General features: G+C 68.6%; 8 protein-coding genes. 6 read left to right on the top strand and 2 right to left on the bottom strand.

Translation table 11 applies throughout. The features are described from left to right. Window positions 1-7: 7 nt before the first annotated feature. Both ACZ7P3_RS37960 and ACZ7P3_RS37965 read right to left on the bottom strand, forming a co-directional pair. A complete protein-coding gene (locus tag ACZ7P3_RS37960) occupies window positions 8-619 on the bottom strand; it encodes an ATP-dependent Clp protease proteolytic subunit (RefSeq protein ID WP_472088799.1) in 612 nt (203 codons plus the stop codon). A 94-nt stretch (window positions 620-713) separates the two neighbouring features. Then, a complete protein-coding gene (locus tag ACZ7P3_RS37965; protein WP_472088822.1) occupies window positions 714-1325 on the bottom strand; it encodes an ATP-dependent Clp protease proteolytic subunit in 612 nt (203 codons plus the stop codon). Window positions 1326-2509: 1184 nt separating this feature from the next. Here ACZ7P3_RS37965 and ACZ7P3_RS37970 point away from each other — a divergent pair. From ACZ7P3_RS37970 to ACZ7P3_RS37995, 6 genes are all read left to right on the top strand, one after another. Continuing rightward, window positions 2510-3562: a methyltransferase gene (locus tag ACZ7P3_RS37970; protein WP_472088801.1), complete on the top strand. Its 1053-nt coding sequence runs from the start codon at window positions 2510-2512 to the stop codon at window positions 3560-3562. A 715-nt stretch (window positions 3563-4277) separates the two neighbouring features. Continuing rightward, complete coding sequence (locus ACZ7P3_RS37975; protein WP_472088803.1) at window positions 4278-5006, top strand: SDR family NAD(P)-dependent oxidoreductase; 729 nt, start codon at window positions 4278-4280, stop codon at window positions 5004-5006. Between the two features lie 77 nt (window positions 5007-5083). Then, window positions 5084-6184, top strand: coding sequence for an SIS domain-containing protein (locus ACZ7P3_RS37980; RefSeq protein ID WP_472088804.1), 1101 nt, complete (start codon window positions 5084-5086; stop codon window positions 6182-6184). Window positions 6185-6238: 54 nt separating this feature from the next. Further along, window positions 6239-13543 (top strand): amino acid adenylation domain-containing protein, encoded by a 7305-nt coding sequence (locus tag ACZ7P3_RS37985; RefSeq protein WP_472088806.1) that lies wholly within the window; start codon window positions 6239-6241, stop codon window positions 13541-13543. After that, on the top strand, window positions 13540-14715 hold the full coding sequence (locus ACZ7P3_RS37990; protein ID WP_472088808.1) for an FAD-dependent monooxygenase: 1176 nt from the start codon (window positions 13540-13542) through the stop codon (window positions 14713-14715). Before ACZ7P3_RS37985 ends, ACZ7P3_RS37990 begins: the two co-directional genes overlap by 4 nt. Window positions 14716-14974: 259 nt before the next feature. Beyond that, on the top strand, window positions 14975-16177 hold the full coding sequence (locus ACZ7P3_RS37995; RefSeq protein ID WP_472088810.1) for an aminotransferase class I/II-fold pyridoxal phosphate-dependent enzyme: 1203 nt from the start codon (window positions 14975-14977) through the stop codon (window positions 16175-16177). Window positions 16178-16273: the final 96 nt, after the last annotated feature.

A 16273-nucleotide genomic window follows, 5' to 3' on the forward strand; every position in this document is an offset into this window, starting at 1 on the left:
ACGGGCGTCAGGACACACCGACGATCGACCGAGGCGACACCACCTGGTCGATCAGTCCGTACTCCTTGGCCTCCGGGGAAGTGAAGAACTTGTCCCGCTCCAGATCCTTGGAGATCTGCTCCGGCGTTTGATGCGTGTGCTGCGCCAGCACACCCTCCATGATCAGACGCAGCCGTTCGACCTCCGCGGCCTGGATCTCAAGGTCGGATATCTGACCCTGACTTCCCTCGTGGGACGGCTGCTGAATGAGTATCCGGGCGCTCGGCAGCGCCATCCGCTTCCCCGGCGTGCCCGCAGCGAGAATCACTGCGGCGGCAGAGGTGGCCTGACCCAGGCAGACGGTCTGGATGTCCGGCTTGACGAACTGCATGGTGTCATAGATGGCGGTGAAAGCCGTGAAGGAGCCTCCGGGCGAATTGATATAGAGGGAGATATCCCGGTCCGGGTCCATGGCTTCCAGACAGAGCAGCTGCGCCATGATGTCGTTGGCCGACGTGTCGTCGACCTGGTGCCCGAGGAAGATCACCCGTTCACTGAAGAGCTTGCCGTACGGGTCCAGTTCCCTGGTTCCCTGCGAGGTGCGCTCCACGAAGCTCGGAACGACGTAGCGAGCGGTCATGGGCACGCCTCGGACTTGAGACGAGTATTCAATCGGCTTCACTGAGCGCGACACCTCCATGCGTATGGGGGGTTGTGATCCCACCACGCGGTCATTAAGCAGACGTGCTCTGGAAGGCCCTGCCCGGCGCCCCCGAGGCATGCGTCATGATGTCGTCGATGAGGCCGTACTCCTTGGCCTCGGCGGGTGTGAACCAGTGGTCCCTGTCCGAGTCCTTGGTGATCTGCTCGAAAGTCTGCCCCGAGTGATGGGCGATCAACTCGGCCATCTCCCGCTTGGTCTCCAGCATCTGCTTGGCGTGGATCTTGATGTCCGTCACGGAACCCGAGAGACCGGCCGACGGCTGGTGCATGAGAATCCTGGTGTGCGGCAGCGCGAACCGCTTCCCCGGGGTGCCGGCCGTAAGCAGGAACTGCCCCATGGACGCGCAGAACCCCATGGCGACGGTGACGACGTCGTTGCGGATGTACTGCATCGTGTCGTAGATCGCGAGACCGGCCATCACCGAGCCGCCGGGGGAGTTGATGTAGAGGTAGATGTCCTGGTCCGTATCGGCAGCCAGGGTGAGCATTTGAGCCGTGATCTGGTTCGCGATTTCGTCTTCGACTTCCTTGCCCAGGAAAATGATGCGATCGCTGAGCAGGCGATTGTAGATCTGGTCGCCGAACGCGGCGCCGCCGCTGGGGCTGTAGGCAGACGGTGCCATTGACGATGCCGGGTGGTGGAACTTCGCGTCAGTCATGCATACCCCTGTTCTTAACCGAGCCCCAGGCACCCCGGGGGAACTGCGTTGGGTGAGCGCCGTGTTGAACTCGCCTCCCATAGCCTCGCTCGAAGCTAACACGTTCACACGCCACAGATCGCGGCTTGGTCCACCGTTCGCTCAGAGCGGAGGTAGCTCCCAACACCGGTTCACATAGGGGCCGTTGGGGAGCGTCGAGAACTGCCTGCTCACAGCATGCAATCTCGGACGAATAGCGATGCGTTTCAGTCAGATGCCACGGCGGTTTGCTTGCCCTCGCGCCTGCAGGGGAGGCGCTCGACGCCGTCGGCCCTCGTCCCTTTTGATCATGTGGTGCCGAGAAGGGCGAGAGGGCGGGCCTCGGGCTCGGGCCGTCCGGTGGAGGCCGGAGCCGAGGTACGCATGCCGGCCAAGCGGAGGGCGTCGAGGCCCGCTCCCCGTGCACAGGTACGCCCCCGGTCCGCGGCCGGACGTCGCTCACGACGAAGGCCAAGTCTCTTACGTGGAACAGGACTTCGATACTCCGGCCTCGTCGGGTCATCCGGGCGAGTAGGGCGGGCACACAGAGCGCAGAGATCTCGGTGATCACGGGCGCCCGCGCCTGCTTCACATCGGAAGGGTCCACCCGACCCCGGCCATCGCCGCACCCGAGCTTCGGCACATCCCCACACCCCCCACCCACGACCGCCACAACCGGCCGTCAATGCCCGCTGCCCCCGCGTTTGACGACCGGGTAATCGCCGTTCCGGCATTCTGTCCGAGTCCGGGAGCATAGTCCGCGTACCTGCCAATTTATTCAATGGAAGGTTTTCGGCCTTGTAGCCGAACGGGTTCCCGGTCGCCTTTGGCGACCAGGCGGCCTTGAGTGAAGGGCTGCAGAAGGGAGTACCGCACGATTCACGCCACCCATGAGGGGGTGCTGAGCTTAAAGACCTTGTGTCAACCCCAGAGTTTGTTGTTGCCTCATGCAAAGCGAGGTGCTGATGATGCAGGAGAGAGCGGAGAGGCGACGTCGCTCACCCGGTGCCGGCGTCACAGCTTCTACTGTCCGCCCCGAGCACCCATCGATCCACTGAACCCGGACGACGCTGGACTTCACCACGAATCGGCCGAAGGTGCGCACCTGAGGCCCGCGAAAGGGGATCACCATGACCGAGCCGTCGGCGACCGCCATGGACGAGCTGTGGGAATTGATCTACACAAGTTTCCGGTTCCCGTTTTTACATGCCGCATTACGCCTGAAGTTGTTCACCGTGCTGAAGGAGCGGCCGGGCAGCACCCTTGACGAGATCACCGACGCATTAGGGCTGGAGGAACGCGCGGGGCACGTGCTGCTGCTGGGGTGCTGCGCTTTCGGCCTCGTGCGCAAGGACGGCGACGGGTATCACAACACCGCCGCGACCGATCTCGTGGCGGGCGATCCGGACGGCTTCATGCCCGTCATCATCCGCTACACCCACGAGATGCTGTACCGGCCGATGGGCTGGCTCTACGAATCGTTGGTGAACAACGACAACCTGGGGCTGCATCGCGAACTGCTCGCCGGATCGTCGGCGACCACGCTCTACGAACTGCTCGCCGAGGACAAGAACCTCGAGCAGGTGTTCACCGCCATGATGGAGCACCAGAGCCGCTCGGTGGTCGAGGACTTCGTCAACGCCGTGGACTTCTCCTCGTATCACAAGGTACTGGACGTCGGCGGGGGCACCGGGACCAACGCCATCAGCTTCGCCCAGCGGTGGCCCCACCTCCAGGCGACCATCCTCGAACTTCCGAACGTGGCCCAGATGGCGAACGACCGGATCGCCGAGGCCGGCCTGTCCGAGCGGGTCCGCGCGGTCGGAACCGACATCTGGCAGGACGAGTTCCCCACGTCCCACGACTGCGTCGTGTACTCCCGGTTCCTCGAAATCTGGTCCCCCGACCAGGTCCGCGCCCTCTTCGCGAAGACCTACCGTGCGTTGGAGCCGGGCGGTCATATGGTGATCGTCGCCTGCGCCGAGGACGACGACGAGACCGGTCCCGCCCACGCCGCGTTCATGTCGGCGTACGTCCACACCATCGCGTCGCCCGAGGGTCGCACCTACACACCACGCGAATTCGAGCAGTGGTACACCGAAGCGGGTTTTGAGCCGATGGACCGGCAGTATCCCGGGCGGTTCGACGTCATCCTCCGCGCCCGCAAGCCCGAGGCCGGCTGAGTCGTCGCGGTTCATCACCACCACGGCACCGGCAGGACCTGCGACATGACGATCGCAGCCGGGCGCTGATCTGCCGGGCGGACCGATCCATGCGTGTGCCGTCCCCGACGGCCCGGGGCCGGGCCGGCGCGGTGCCGGCCACACGGCATCCGTCCGGGCGGGAAGTGCGACCCGTGCGCGCCGGCCCCTGCAGGATCGGCAGCGCCTTCCGGGACATTGCAGCGCGCGTGGGCGGACGGCCACCGCTGTTCCGCCGCCCGAGGATCCCGGCGTCCGCGTCTCCCATTGCACGACCGGCACCGGCTTCGTTTGCCCCCCGCGCCAGCACGGCCGCATCCACCGCACGCGGCCGCGGCCGCAGCGGTGCGGGACGGCGAAAAGTACGCCGCCCATGACCACGCCGTCGGCAGCCGGTTCACCGGCGAGGAACCTGGATCACTCCAGCGACGTCCCGAGGGCACGTAACGCATGCCCGGGCGCCGTTGGTTGATTCTGCGGCACTTCCGTGGCGGTCGGCGATTCGAACACGGTCGGGGTGCGGGACGCGCACCCCGACTGCCGCGATGCCGCCCATGGGGTGGAAGTCATGAACATCGCTCTATGACGGGACGAGACGCCGGCCGATTGAGAAGTCGTGCCTGGCGTCGGCGTGCGGCCATCGATGCCGCACCGCCCAACCTATGCAACGGGGGCTTGTGTGAAATCACCTGACAAGTTGGCCATTGTCACCGGCGGAACCAAGGGCATCGGGCTCGCGTTCAGCCACAGGCTCACCCGGATGGGATATCGGGTGGTCGCTACGTTTCGCAGCGACGAGGAGTCCGCGAACCAAGCCCTGCAAGAGGTGGAGAAGGGCCTGTCAGTCGTACGGTCGGATGTGTCGGACCCAGACGACGTGGCACAGTTGGCCGAACTTGTGCGCGCCGAGCACGGAACTCCGCAGGTGCTGGTCAACAATGCCGGGCTGAACATAGACCGGCCGGTGCTCGAGATCTCCGACTCGGACTGGCGCCGGGTGCTGGACACCAATCTCTCGGGGCCCTTCTACATGACCCGGGCGTTCGCTCCGCACATGGTGGAGGCCGGCGGCGGCTCCATCGTCAACATCGGCGCCACCACGGCGATCCGTCCCCGGCTGAAGGGCGCCAACTACTGTTCGAGCAAGGCGGGTCTGCTCCACCTGACCAAGTGTCTGGCCATGGAACTCGCCCCGAGCATCCGGGTGAACTGCCTCATCCCGGGGATGATCGATACAGAGGAAATGCGGACCCGTTACCGCCTGGCCGAGCCGGAATACATGAGCGCACTGCTGGACGAGATTCCGCAGCGCAGGATCGGATCCACCGACGAGATGGCAGACGCCCTGGAATTCCTGGTGGGCGAGGGCGCCACCTATATCACTGGCCAGAAGCTGATCGTGGACGGCGGCCAGTTCATGTGGTGAACGATTCGGCGGTCTCCGGAAGATTGCGCATCATCACCTCCTGACATCACCAGCCATTGAGGAAGAGGGAAGAGTTCATGCGATCACGTCTCGAGCGCTACCAGGAATTTCTGGAGCAGGAGTACCGCTTCGGCTTCACGAAGTCGGACGAGTACGACATCTCCGGGATCTCGGACGATCTCGTGAAGCAAATGCAGGACGGCCGGTTCACACGCATCGTGTTCAGCGGGATGGGCTGCTCGGCCATTGTGTCGGACGTGATCAGGGTCTTCTTCAACTCGATCAGGAGCGACCTCGAAGTACATGTCTTCAATGACTACGACTTCGAGTACCTGATTCCGCGCTCGGTGATCGAGGACGACCGGACGCTCATCATCCTGAGTTCGTACAGCGGCCACTCCAACGAGCCGGTCCGCGCCTTCCATTCGCTGCGCCCGATGCACGACCGGGTTCTGCTGCTCACCTCCGGCGGCCGGCTCGGCGAGCTGGGCGAGGAGAACGGGGTGTCCATCGCGCGCTGGACACTGAGCAAGCCGGACCGTGAGTACCCGCTGTTCCACGTCGGCCAGTACTTCTCGATCCTGGTCGACATGTTCCTGAAGCTCGGGCTCCTCGACGCGGACCACGGTCCCGAGGTCCGCGCCCTGGCCAAGACCCTGGAGACCGACTTCACACCCGCCCTGCGCAGGTCGGCCGCCGATGCCGCCGCCCGCAGCGAGAACGCCAACATCATCATGCTCGGGTCGCCCAAGTGGCACGAGAGCCTGCTGAAGCTCGCCAAGATGCACTTCAACGAGATCGCCATGGTGCCGGCAACGCGGAACTATTTCCACGAGTTCTGCCACAGCGAGGTGGCCACGCTCACCGACCCCGAGCGCAGGCACAGCATTCTCGTCTTCTCCGACCCGGAGGAGGACGACTACACCCGGGCAAAGCGCAAGAACCTGGTGTCGTTGCTGACCGCACCCATCCCGCAGAACGCGAACGTCACGGTCACCGAGATCGAGCTCGACCAGCCGACCTTCATGCGCCAGTACTTCACCGCCCTGGAATTCGTCCAGTACCTGACCCTCGACCTCGGAAGGGCGCGGGAGACGAAGTCCCGCAATCTCATATCCGAGGCGGCCGGAAACCCCTGGTACCACGGCAACACGATCGCCGCCGAGAACGCTCACTGAGGCAGTCCCACAGCTCGGACATCGAAGGCAACAGGCGAGGAAAATGGAGCGATCGTGAATCTCCGAGGGCGCAACTCTCTCACGGCCTATCAGCAGGACATCTGGGCAGCGAACTCCCTCTTCCCGGATCTCCCGCAGTTCAACTGCTTCATCACCGACCGGTTCACCGGTGAGGTTGACGTCGACCTGCTCAAGGAGTGCCTGCGCCGTGCGGCCGACCGCAATGACGCGTTCCAGCTCCGGATCGACCCGGAGGACGGAACCCCGCGCCAGTGGGCCGAGCAGGAGATGTTCGACATCCCGACGATCGACCTTTCCGGAGCTGCAGAGCCACGTGCGGCCTGCGAGGCGTGGATCAAGGACGCGTTCGACGTCCCCTTCGATGTGGAGCGCCGCCGGTTGTTCGGGATCGCGCTCCTCAAAGAGCGCGAGGACGTCGTCCACGCCTACGTCAAGGTGCATCACATCGTCGCCGACGCCTGGGGCCTGAACCTGTTCATGTCCCAGGTCCGCGCCGAGTACGACCAGGTGCGGCGGACCGGGCGGTTCGGCGGCCCGCCCGCGCCGTCGTACCTGGACTTCGTGGAGGAAGAGCGCCGCTACCAGGGTTCGGACGACCACGAACTGGACCGCCGGTTCTTCCAGGAGCAGTTGCAGGGCGTCGCCCCGGCCTTCTTCCGCCGCGCCGCGCCGGCCGGCTCCCGGCGCAGCGCCCGCCACAGCTTCCTGATCGAGCGCGCTCTCATCGAGCGCATACGTGACCGTGGTCATTCGGTCTTCGCGTTCGTCGCCAGTGCCTTCGCCGTCTATCTCTCCCGGATCCACGGCAGCGACGAGGTCGTTCTGGGCGTGCCGCTGCTGAACCGGCCCACCGCCGGGCAGAAGCAGACCGTCGGCCACTTCGCCAACACCCTGCCGCTGCGGGTGACTCCCGGCAAAGACGGCACGATGAGCGAACTGGTCGCCGGGGTGCAGGCCGCGACCCGTGCGCTCAAGTCCCACGAGCGCTTCTCCCTCGGGGACCTGCTGCGCTCGGTACCGCTCCAGGGCAGCGGCCCCAAGCGGCTGTTCGACACCACCATCGCCTACCTGCGCTGGCCCACCCCGCTCGACGTACAGGGCGTGGCGTACGAAACCGTCGTGCAGGCCCGCGCCCACGACGACGACGTACTGGCGGTCGTCGTCAACGAGCTGGACGACGTCAGCGATGTCCTGGTCGACATGGACTACGCACTCGACGTCTTCGACACGGACTTCCCCATCGAGTCGGTGGCCACCCACATCGAGGCGATCCTCAAGGGCACGCTCGCCCGGGCGGACCGCCCGCTGTCGGAGGTCGTCATGATCGGCGACGCCGAGCGCGCCGCCCTGATCGCAGCGGGCAGCGGCCCGGTGACCGACTTCTCACAGCACACCACGGTCCACGCGCTCTTCGAGCAGCAGGCGGCCAGGACACCCGACCGGGTGGCCGTCGTCACGGACGATCCGGCCCAGTCGCTGACCTTCGCGCAGCTGGACGCGTGGGCGAACCACGTGGCGCACCAGCTGCGCGGCGACGGCGTGGACACCGGCGACCGGGTGGCCGTGGTGGCCGAGCGCAGCCCGCAACTGGTCGCGGCCGTCCTCGGGGTGCTCAAGGCGGGCGCCGCGTACGTACCGGTCGACCCGAGCCATCCCGCGGAACGGGTCGGGTTCCTGCTGGCCGACAGCGGGGCGAAGTCCGTGCTGCTGGGCAGCACCGTGTCCGGTTCCCTGGTGGGTGACGCGGTACCCGTGCGGCAGCTGGACGCCACTCCGCGCACCGCGCCCGCACCCCCCGGATCCGCCGGCGGCCCGAGTGACCTCGCCTATGTCATCTACACCTCGGGGTCCACCGGGCGGCCCAAGGGCGTGCAGGTCGAGCACCGTTCCGTGGTGAACCGGCTGGAGTGGATGCAGCGCGGCTACCCGGTCGGCGGCGGGGACGTCCTGCTCCAGAAGACACCGGTGACCTTCGACGTCTCGGTGTGGGAACTGTTCTGGTGGGCGATCACCGGCGCCGGTCTCGCGCTGCTGCCGCCCGGGGGCGAGCGGGATCCCGGGGTCATCCTCGGGACGGTCGAGGCGCACCGGGTGAGCGTGGCCCACTTCGTGCCCTCGATGCTCGGCCCCTTCCTCGACCTGCTCGAAGAGACGCCGGCGCTGGTGGACGGCATCGCGTCGCTGCGCCTGGTGTTCTGCAGCGGCGAGGCGCTGACGCCCGCTCAGGTGAACAGGTTCAACCGGGTCTTCGCCGCGGCCGGCGCCGCGGCGCCACGGCTGGTCAACCTCTACGGCCCGACCGAGGCCACGGTCGACGTCACCTACTACGACTGTCCGGGCGACCCGGCCGAGGAGGTACGGCGGGTACCGATCGGGCGGCCTATCGACAACATCCGGCTCTACGTGGTGGGGGCACACGGTGACCTGCAGCCCACCGGGGTGCCCGGTGAGCTGTGCATCGCGGGCGTGGGCGTGGCCCGCGGCTACCTGGACCGGCCCGAGCTGGATACGGCGGTGTTCGTGGCCGACCCGTTCACACCCGGCGGGCGGATGTACCGGACCGGTGACCGGGCGCGATGGCTCGCGGACGGCACCCTGGAATACCTGGGCCGTCTGGACGACCAGGTCAAGATCCGTGGAAACCGGGTGGAGCTCGGCGAGGTCCGCGACCGTCTGGCGGCCTTCCCGGGCATCCGGGACGCGATCGTCGTGGACCGGGACTCACCGGCCCGCGGTGTCCACCTGGTGGGCTACTACGTCGCGGACGAGGAAGTGGGGCTCGCGGACCTGCGGGCCCGGCTCCTGGAGTCGTTGCCCGAGTTCATGATCCCGGCGTTCTTCGTGCGGATCGACCGGATCCCGCTCACCGCGAACGGCAAGGCCGACCGACGGCGGCTGCCCGCTCCCATCGTGGAGGCGGACGCCACAACCGCGGTGCCGGCCAACGAGATCGAGGCGAAGATCGCGGCGGCCTGGTCGGTCGTCCTCGAAGCCGATGCGATCGGCGTCGACCAGGACTACTACTCCCTGGGCGGTGACTCGATCATGATGCTCCGCATCCAGGCCGAGGCGCGGCGCGCGGGCGTTCACTTCACCCTGGCCGACATGGTCCGGAATCCCACCGTGGCGGCGCTCGCCGCGACCGCGACCACCTCGTCGCCGGACGAGCGGAACGCCCCGCTGGAGCCGTTCGCGCTGGTGTCCGCGGTCGACCGCGCGCGGCTGAGCGGCCTGGCGGACGCCTACCCGGCGACACGGCTGCACCTCGGTCTGCTGTACCACAGCCGGGAACACGAGAAGACGGCCGTGTACCACGATGTCTTCCGCTACTCCCTCCGGACCGACTGGAACGAGGAAGCGCTGCGCGGCGCCTTCGACGGCCTGGTTCGGCGCCACCCGGTCCTGCGCTCCGCATTCGATCTGGGCGGATACTCCGAACCCCTGCAACTCGTCCACCGGGAGGCCGGCGGCGGACTGGAGATCGCTGACCTGCGCGGCCTCGGTGACCAGGCGGCGGAGGCCGAGATCGCCCGGCACGTCGAGGAGCGGCGGTACCACGAGTACCGGCTGGACCACCCGCCGCTGTACCTGTTCCGCGCGCACGTCCTGAACGCCTCCGTGGAGCTGGTGTTCAGCTTCCATCACGCGATCCTGGACGGCTGGAGCGTGGCCACCCTCGTCCGCGAACTGCTCCAGGACTACCTCCACAACGCCGGGCGGCCCGTCGCCGCCGTACCGGGTGACCGGCTGCCCTCGCCCGCCCTCTACGTGCGCGAGGAACGGCGGGCCCTCGCCTCCGACCTCACCAGGCGCTACTGGCAACGGCTGCTCACCGGCGCCGAACTGGTCCAGATCGACGGACTGCGGCCGTACGAGCCCGCGGGGGACGAGGGACTGATCGTCCACCACGTGGAACTGCCGGACGGCCTCGGCACCGAGGTGCGGCGCCTGGCGCGCGCCCACGGCCTGCCGGTCAAGTCCTTGTTGCTCGCGGCGCACTGCCTGACCCTGCGGCTGTTCTCCGGCGCGCGGGACATCACCACCGGGCTGGTCACCGGCGGGCGGCCGGAGGAGGCCGGCGCCGAACGGATCACCGGGCTCTTCCTCGAGACGCTGCCGCTGCGCCTCGACACCCAGCCGCGTACCTGGCTGGACTCGGCGCGCGAGGTCTACCAGCAGGAGCGGGACAGCCATCCCCACCGGCACTACCCGCTCAGCGCGATGCAGGAGGACCGCGGCGGGGACGTCATCTTCGAGACGGCCTTCAACTACGTCCACCTGCACGTCCTCAGCTCGCTCTTCGAGGACACCGACATGGTGCTGACCGACTTCAGGACCTGGGAGGAGACGAACTTCAAGCTCCTGGTCAACGCGGTGGTCGACCCGGTGGACGAGCGCCTCTGGCTGCGCATGGACTGCGACGGACGCACCTTCTCCCGGTCCCAGGTGGAGAGCGTCGGCCGGACCTATCTCGCCATCCTCCAGCGGATGACCGAACATCCGGACGCGGACGCGGACTTCGCCTTCCTGTGCGATCCGCGGACCGAAGCGGCACTGCGGCCCGGCTCCGCCACCGCCACCGCCACCACGACGGCCACCACCTCCGGCACCGCCACCGCCACCGCCACCGGCACCGGCACCGGCACCGGCACCGGCACCAGTGGGGACGCCCCCATGAACGTCATCCAGCGGATCGACGAGCACGTCGCGCGCACTCCGGACGCGGTGGCCGTCTCCTGCGGATCGCGGCAGTGGACGTACGCACAGCTCGATCAGGCCGCGAACCGGATAGCCCGCGGCCTGATCGGCGCCGGCGCCCGGCCCGGATCGACCGTCGGCATCGCCATGGACCGTTCGCCCGAAACTCTGGCCACCGTGCTGGGGGTCGGGAAGGCCGGCGCCACCTGCGTCCCTCTCGACGTCAGCTATCCGCCGGCCAGGCTCGCGGCGATGGCCGCCCAGGCCGACCCATTGCGGATCATCACGCACCGGACGCACGCGCACCTCTTCGAGGACGCCTCCCGGCTGCTGCAGGTGGACGACCTGCTCGCCGTCGAGCCGGAGCCCGGCGCCGTTCCGGAACTGCCGGAGATCACCGGCGAGACCGTCGCCTACCTGCTGTTCACCTCCGGGTCCAGCGGCGAGCCCAAGGGCGTCGAACTCCCCCACCGGGTGCTCGCCAACTACATGCAGTGGCAGATCCCCTCCGCCAGCGGTGCGGCGGGCGGCAAGACCCTGCAGTTCGCGCCGTTGAGCTTCGACGTGGCGTTCCAGGAGATCTACTCCACCCTGTGCGGCGGTGGCACCCTCCAGCTGCTCTCCGAGGAGGAGCGACGCGACATGCCGGCGCTGCTGCGTCTCCTGGACCGCGAGGAGGTGGAGCGGGCCTTCATGCCCTGTGTCGCGCTCCAGCAGCTCGTGGAGGCCTCCCAGGCGCTGGGCATCCGGCCCCGCGCGCTGCGGGTCGTCATCTCCTCCGGCGAGCAGCTGCGGGTCACCGACGAGATCCGGCGGTTCTGCGCCGCGCTGCCGGGCACCGTGCTGGAGAACCAGTACGGGCCGACCGAGACGCATCTGCTGACCCATCACACGATGACCGGCGACCCGGCCGGCTTCCCCGCCCTGCCGCCCATCGGCACCCCGATCGACGGGATCGAGATCCACCTGCTCGACGGGCTGATGCGGCCGGTGCCGCCCGGCGCGAAGGGGGAGGTCTACGTCGGCGGGGTGTGCCTGGCCCACGGGTACCGCAACCGGCCCGATCTCACCGAGCAGCGCTTCGTACCGCATCCCTCCGGCGAGCCGGGCGCCCGCCTCTACCGCACCGGAGACCTGGCCAGGGTCATGCCCGACGGGAACCTCGTGTGGCTCGGCCGCGCCGACTCCCAGGTGAAGGTGCGCGGCTTCCGGGTCGAGCTGGCCGAGGTGGAGATCGCGATCGCCAAGCTCGCCGAGGAGCAGCCCGGTATCCGCGAGGCCGCGGTGGTGGCCCGGCGCCGGGAGGGCGGCGACGCGTTCCTCGCGGCCTTCCTCGTCGGTGACGCGGCGGCCGTGGACCTGGCCGAGGTGCGGACCCGCCTGCGTTCGGCGCTGCCCGACCACATGGTGCCCTCGCACCTGGAGTGGCTGCCGCGGCTGCCCTTGACGCCCAGCGGCAAGCGGGACGACGCGTTGCTGCGCCGTATGCCGCTCGCCGCGCCCGCGTCGGACGCCGCCCCGCCGAGTGACGAGCACGAGAAGGCGCTGGTGGGCATCCTGTCGGAACTGCTGGAGCTGCCCGCGCTGGGGGTGCGGGACAACTTCTTCGACATCGGCGGTACCTCGCTGACCGCGATGCGGCTGGTGATGACGATCGAGAAGCGGTACGGCGTCAGCATCCCGCTCTCCGCGTTCGTCGCGGCGCCGACCGTGTCCGGGCTCGCGCAATGGCTGCGGGCCGGGGACTCGGCGGCGGAGTTCGACCCGGTCGTGCCGATCCGCACCGAGGGCGGCAAGCCGCCCCTGTTCCTGGTCCACCCGCTCGGCGGCCACGTGCTGTGCTATGTGCGCCTCGCCCGCCACCTGCCGGAGGACCAGCCCGTCTACGCGCTGCAGGCTGCCGGGACCGTCCCCGGCACGGAACCGCTCGACTCCATCCCCGAGCTGGCCGACAGATATCTGAAGGCGATGCGCCGGGCCTGTCCGGAAGGCCCGTACGTCATCGGCGGCTGGTCGTTCGGCGGCTTCATCGCCTTCGAGATGGCGCGTCAGCTGCGGCGAGCCGATCCGACGGCCCTCCAGGGCACCGTGCTGATCGATCCGATCTTCGTGAGGCAGGGAGAGCGGCCCGATGTCGCCGACCACTCGCTGCTGGAGTGGTTCTTCTGGGAGCTGCTGTGGGCGGGGCGCGGCGGCACCGCGCCGGTGATCTCGCTGCCGGACGGGCTGGAGGAGGAAGCGAAGTTCGGCTTCATCGTCGAACACGCCACGCAGGCGGGCGTCCTGCCGGCGGGTAGTTCGCGCACCACCGTGCGGCGCCTGTTCCGGATGTTCAAGGCGCACTGGCAGGCGATCCTCTCCTACCAGCCCGGATCGGGCGACGAGGACCTGGTGCTGCTCCGCGCCACCGCGGAACTGCCGGACATCCTCCAGCCGATGCACGGAGCCGCACAGAGCCTGCACGAGGACCCCACCAACGGTTGGGGAGCCCTGACCACCGGCCGGCTCGACGTGGTGGACGTTCCCGGTGACCACCTGGTCCTCCTGGAGGAACCGCACGTGAACGTCGTCGCCCGGAGAGTCGCGGAAGCGGTGGCCGACCGCCTCGACCGGCGGCCGGCCGATAGGAGCGGGAAATGACGCAGCACTCCCCACGCAAGGCGCTCATCGTCGGAGCCGGGATCGGCGGGCTGGCGGCCGCGGCCACGCTGCGCCGGGTCGGTGTCGAGGTCCAGATCTTCGAACGGGCTCCCGAGCTGCGCCCGGGGACCACGGCGGTCTCCTTGATGTCCAACGCGACCCTGGCGTTGCGCAGCCTGGGCATCGACATCGCCCCGGGTCTGGACAAACGCGGTGAGGTCTTCGACGAGCTGAAGTTCCTCACCAGGCGCGGCCGGCCGATCAGGGCGCTTCCGTTCCGTGAACTCGCGGACCGGCTGGGCGCGTCGAACTACGCCGTCCACAGGGCCGATCTCCAGCAGACGCTGCTGGACGCGCTCGGACACGATCAGGTCATCGAACTGAACGCCGCGGCGACGGGGTTCGTCACCGGGGACGACGGGGTCGAGGTGACCTTCGAGGACGGGCGGAAGGCCACGGGCGACATCCTGATCGGCGCGGACGGCTTCAACTCCGCGATCCGCCGGCAGGTGGCGGTCGCCGACGAGCCGCGACCCGGCGGCTACGTCTGCTGGCTGGCGACGGTTCCCTTCAGCCATCCACGGATGCCCCAGGGCTACGCCGCGCACTACTGGGGGCGTGGCCAGCGCTTCGGCCTCGCCGACATCGGCCACGGCCGGGCGTACTGGTGGGGGACGAAGAACGTCCCCGCCGGGGCTTCCGTGAGCCGGCGGCTCGGCAAGGAGCACGTCGCCGGCCTCTTCGCCGGCTGGGCCGACGAGGTGCAGGAGGCGATCCGGGTCACCCCCGAGGAGACGATCGTCCGCATCACCGCCCAGGACCGCCCGTTCCTGCAGCGGTGGGGCACCGGACGCATGACCCTGCTCGGGGACGCGGCGCACCCGATGCTGGTCAGCCTCGGCCAGGGCGCGGCGCTCGCCATCGAGGACGCCGTCGTCCTCGCCGAGCACCTCAAGGAGGCAACGGACCTGTCCTCGGCCCTGCGCGGCTACGAGGACCAGCGCCGGCCGCGGACCGAGGCACTGGTCGCCGCGGCCCGTGCGCTCAGCGAGACCGAGCAGTTGGAGGGCCCCTTCGCCTCCCGGATGCGCGACCTCTACTTCCGGTTCGCGCCCATGTCCAGGTTCACCAGCCAGAACGAAGCGGTCCTCACCTGGCCCCCGCGGGGATGACCCCACCCTCCGACCGTCGGCGGCCGGCCCGTGGCGAGCACCTGCGTGCTCGCAGCGGCGACGGGCACTCCAGCCCGTCGGACCCACCCACGGTCCGGGGTGATTCCCCGGACCCCTGAATGACCGGCACACAAACCCCAAGGTCTCCGTGAACCCCCTCGTGCCGGTCGTCCATCACCCCGAGACGGCCCTTGTGCGGAGGTGAGGCAGGGCCGAGGCGACCAGCAGCAGGACCGGACAAGGAAAGGACACTGCACCAGTGCCTCCAGCGCAGACTCTCTCGGACTCCTCCGTCCTCCACCGGCCCAGGGCCGCTCGCATCCGGCACTTCAGGCCGTCGGTCTTCACCGAGATACGTGAACTCGCCGAGCGGCACGGCGCCATCGACCTGGGCCAGGGCGCGCCCGGACTGGACGCCCCCGAGGCCCTCTTGGACGACGCCGCGTCGGCCATGGCCCGGGGACACAACCAGTACCCTCCCGCGGCAGGACTGATCGAGCTGCGCCGGGCGATAGCCGACAGCCGTCTCCGCAGCACCGGAGTCCGCTACGCGCCGGACCGTGAAGTCGTCGTCACCGCCGGAGCGACCGAGGCCGTAGCGGCCGCGCTGCTCTCGCTGTGCGACCCCGGGGACGAGGTCCTCACCCTCGATCCGTGCTACGACGCCTATGCGGCCGCCGCTTCCCTGGCGGGTGCCAGGCTCGTCGCGGTGCCGTTGGCGACGCAGGGCGACCGGTTCGTCCTGGACGAGGCCGCGTTGCGGGCCGCGGTCACCCCGCGGACGCGGGTACTGCTGCTCAACTCACCGCACAACCCCACGGGCAAGGTGTTCACCGCGGCGGAACTCGCCGCCCTGGCCCGACTGTGCCTGGACCACGGACTGACCGCCGTGACGGACGAGGTGTACGAATACCTCGTATACGACGGTGTGGAGCACCATGCGCTCGCCTCGATCCCGGGAATGCGGGAGCGCACCCTCACGGTCTCGTCCGCGGGCAAGACATTCAACGTCACGGGATGGAAGGTCGGCTGGGCCTGCGGGCCGGAGTGGCTGGTCGCGGGGGTGCTCTCCGTCAAGCAGTTCCTCACCTTCGCCTCCGGCACGCCGTTCCAGTCCGCCGTGGCCGGAATGCTCGGCAACGCCGAGGCCTGGACAGCGCACTTGCGCAACACGCTGCAGCAACATCGCGACCTGCTGCGTACCGGCCTTGAACGGGCCGGAATGCGTACCTACCGCGGCGAAGGCGGCTACTTCCTTCAGGCGGACGTACGGGGAGCGGGCCATACGGACGGGGTGCGGTTCTGCCGGGAGCTGCCCCTGCGGGCCGGGGTCGCGGCGATTCCCAGCTCTGCCTTCCGGCACGGTGCCGGAAGCACAGGCCCGGACTGGCTCGTCCGATTCGCCTTCTGCAAGTCGACCGAAGTGCTGCGCGAGGCCACGGCGAGACTCGCCGGACTGTGAAGGCCGAACAGCTGGGCCGGCCCAGCCCGTCCCGTACCGTCCGCGCTCTCTCCCACAAGGACCAGTGATCAGCATGGACCACCGCCTCAGCCCCGA

The sequence above is a fragment of the Streptomyces sp. NPDC107581 genome (assembly GCF_055657175.1).

Coding starts and splice junctions, on each gene's coding strand:
- ACZ7P3_RS37965 (WP_472088822.1), bottom strand. CDS start 1,325: ATGGCACCGTCTGCCTACAGCCCCAGCGGCGGCGCCGCGTTCGGCGAC.
- ACZ7P3_RS37980 (WP_472088804.1), top strand. CDS start 5,084: ATGCGATCACGTCTCGAGCGCTACCAGGAATTTCTGGAGCAGGAGTAC.
- ACZ7P3_RS37990 (WP_472088808.1), top strand. CDS start 13,540: ATGACGCAGCACTCCCCACGCAAGGCGCTCATCGTCGGAGCCGGGATC.
- ACZ7P3_RS37970 (WP_472088801.1), top strand. CDS start 2,510: ATGACCGAGCCGTCGGCGACCGCCATGGACGAGCTGTGGGAATTGATC.
- ACZ7P3_RS37960 (WP_472088799.1), bottom strand. CDS start 619: ATGACCGCTCGCTACGTCGTTCCGAGCTTCGTGGAGCGCACCTCGCAG.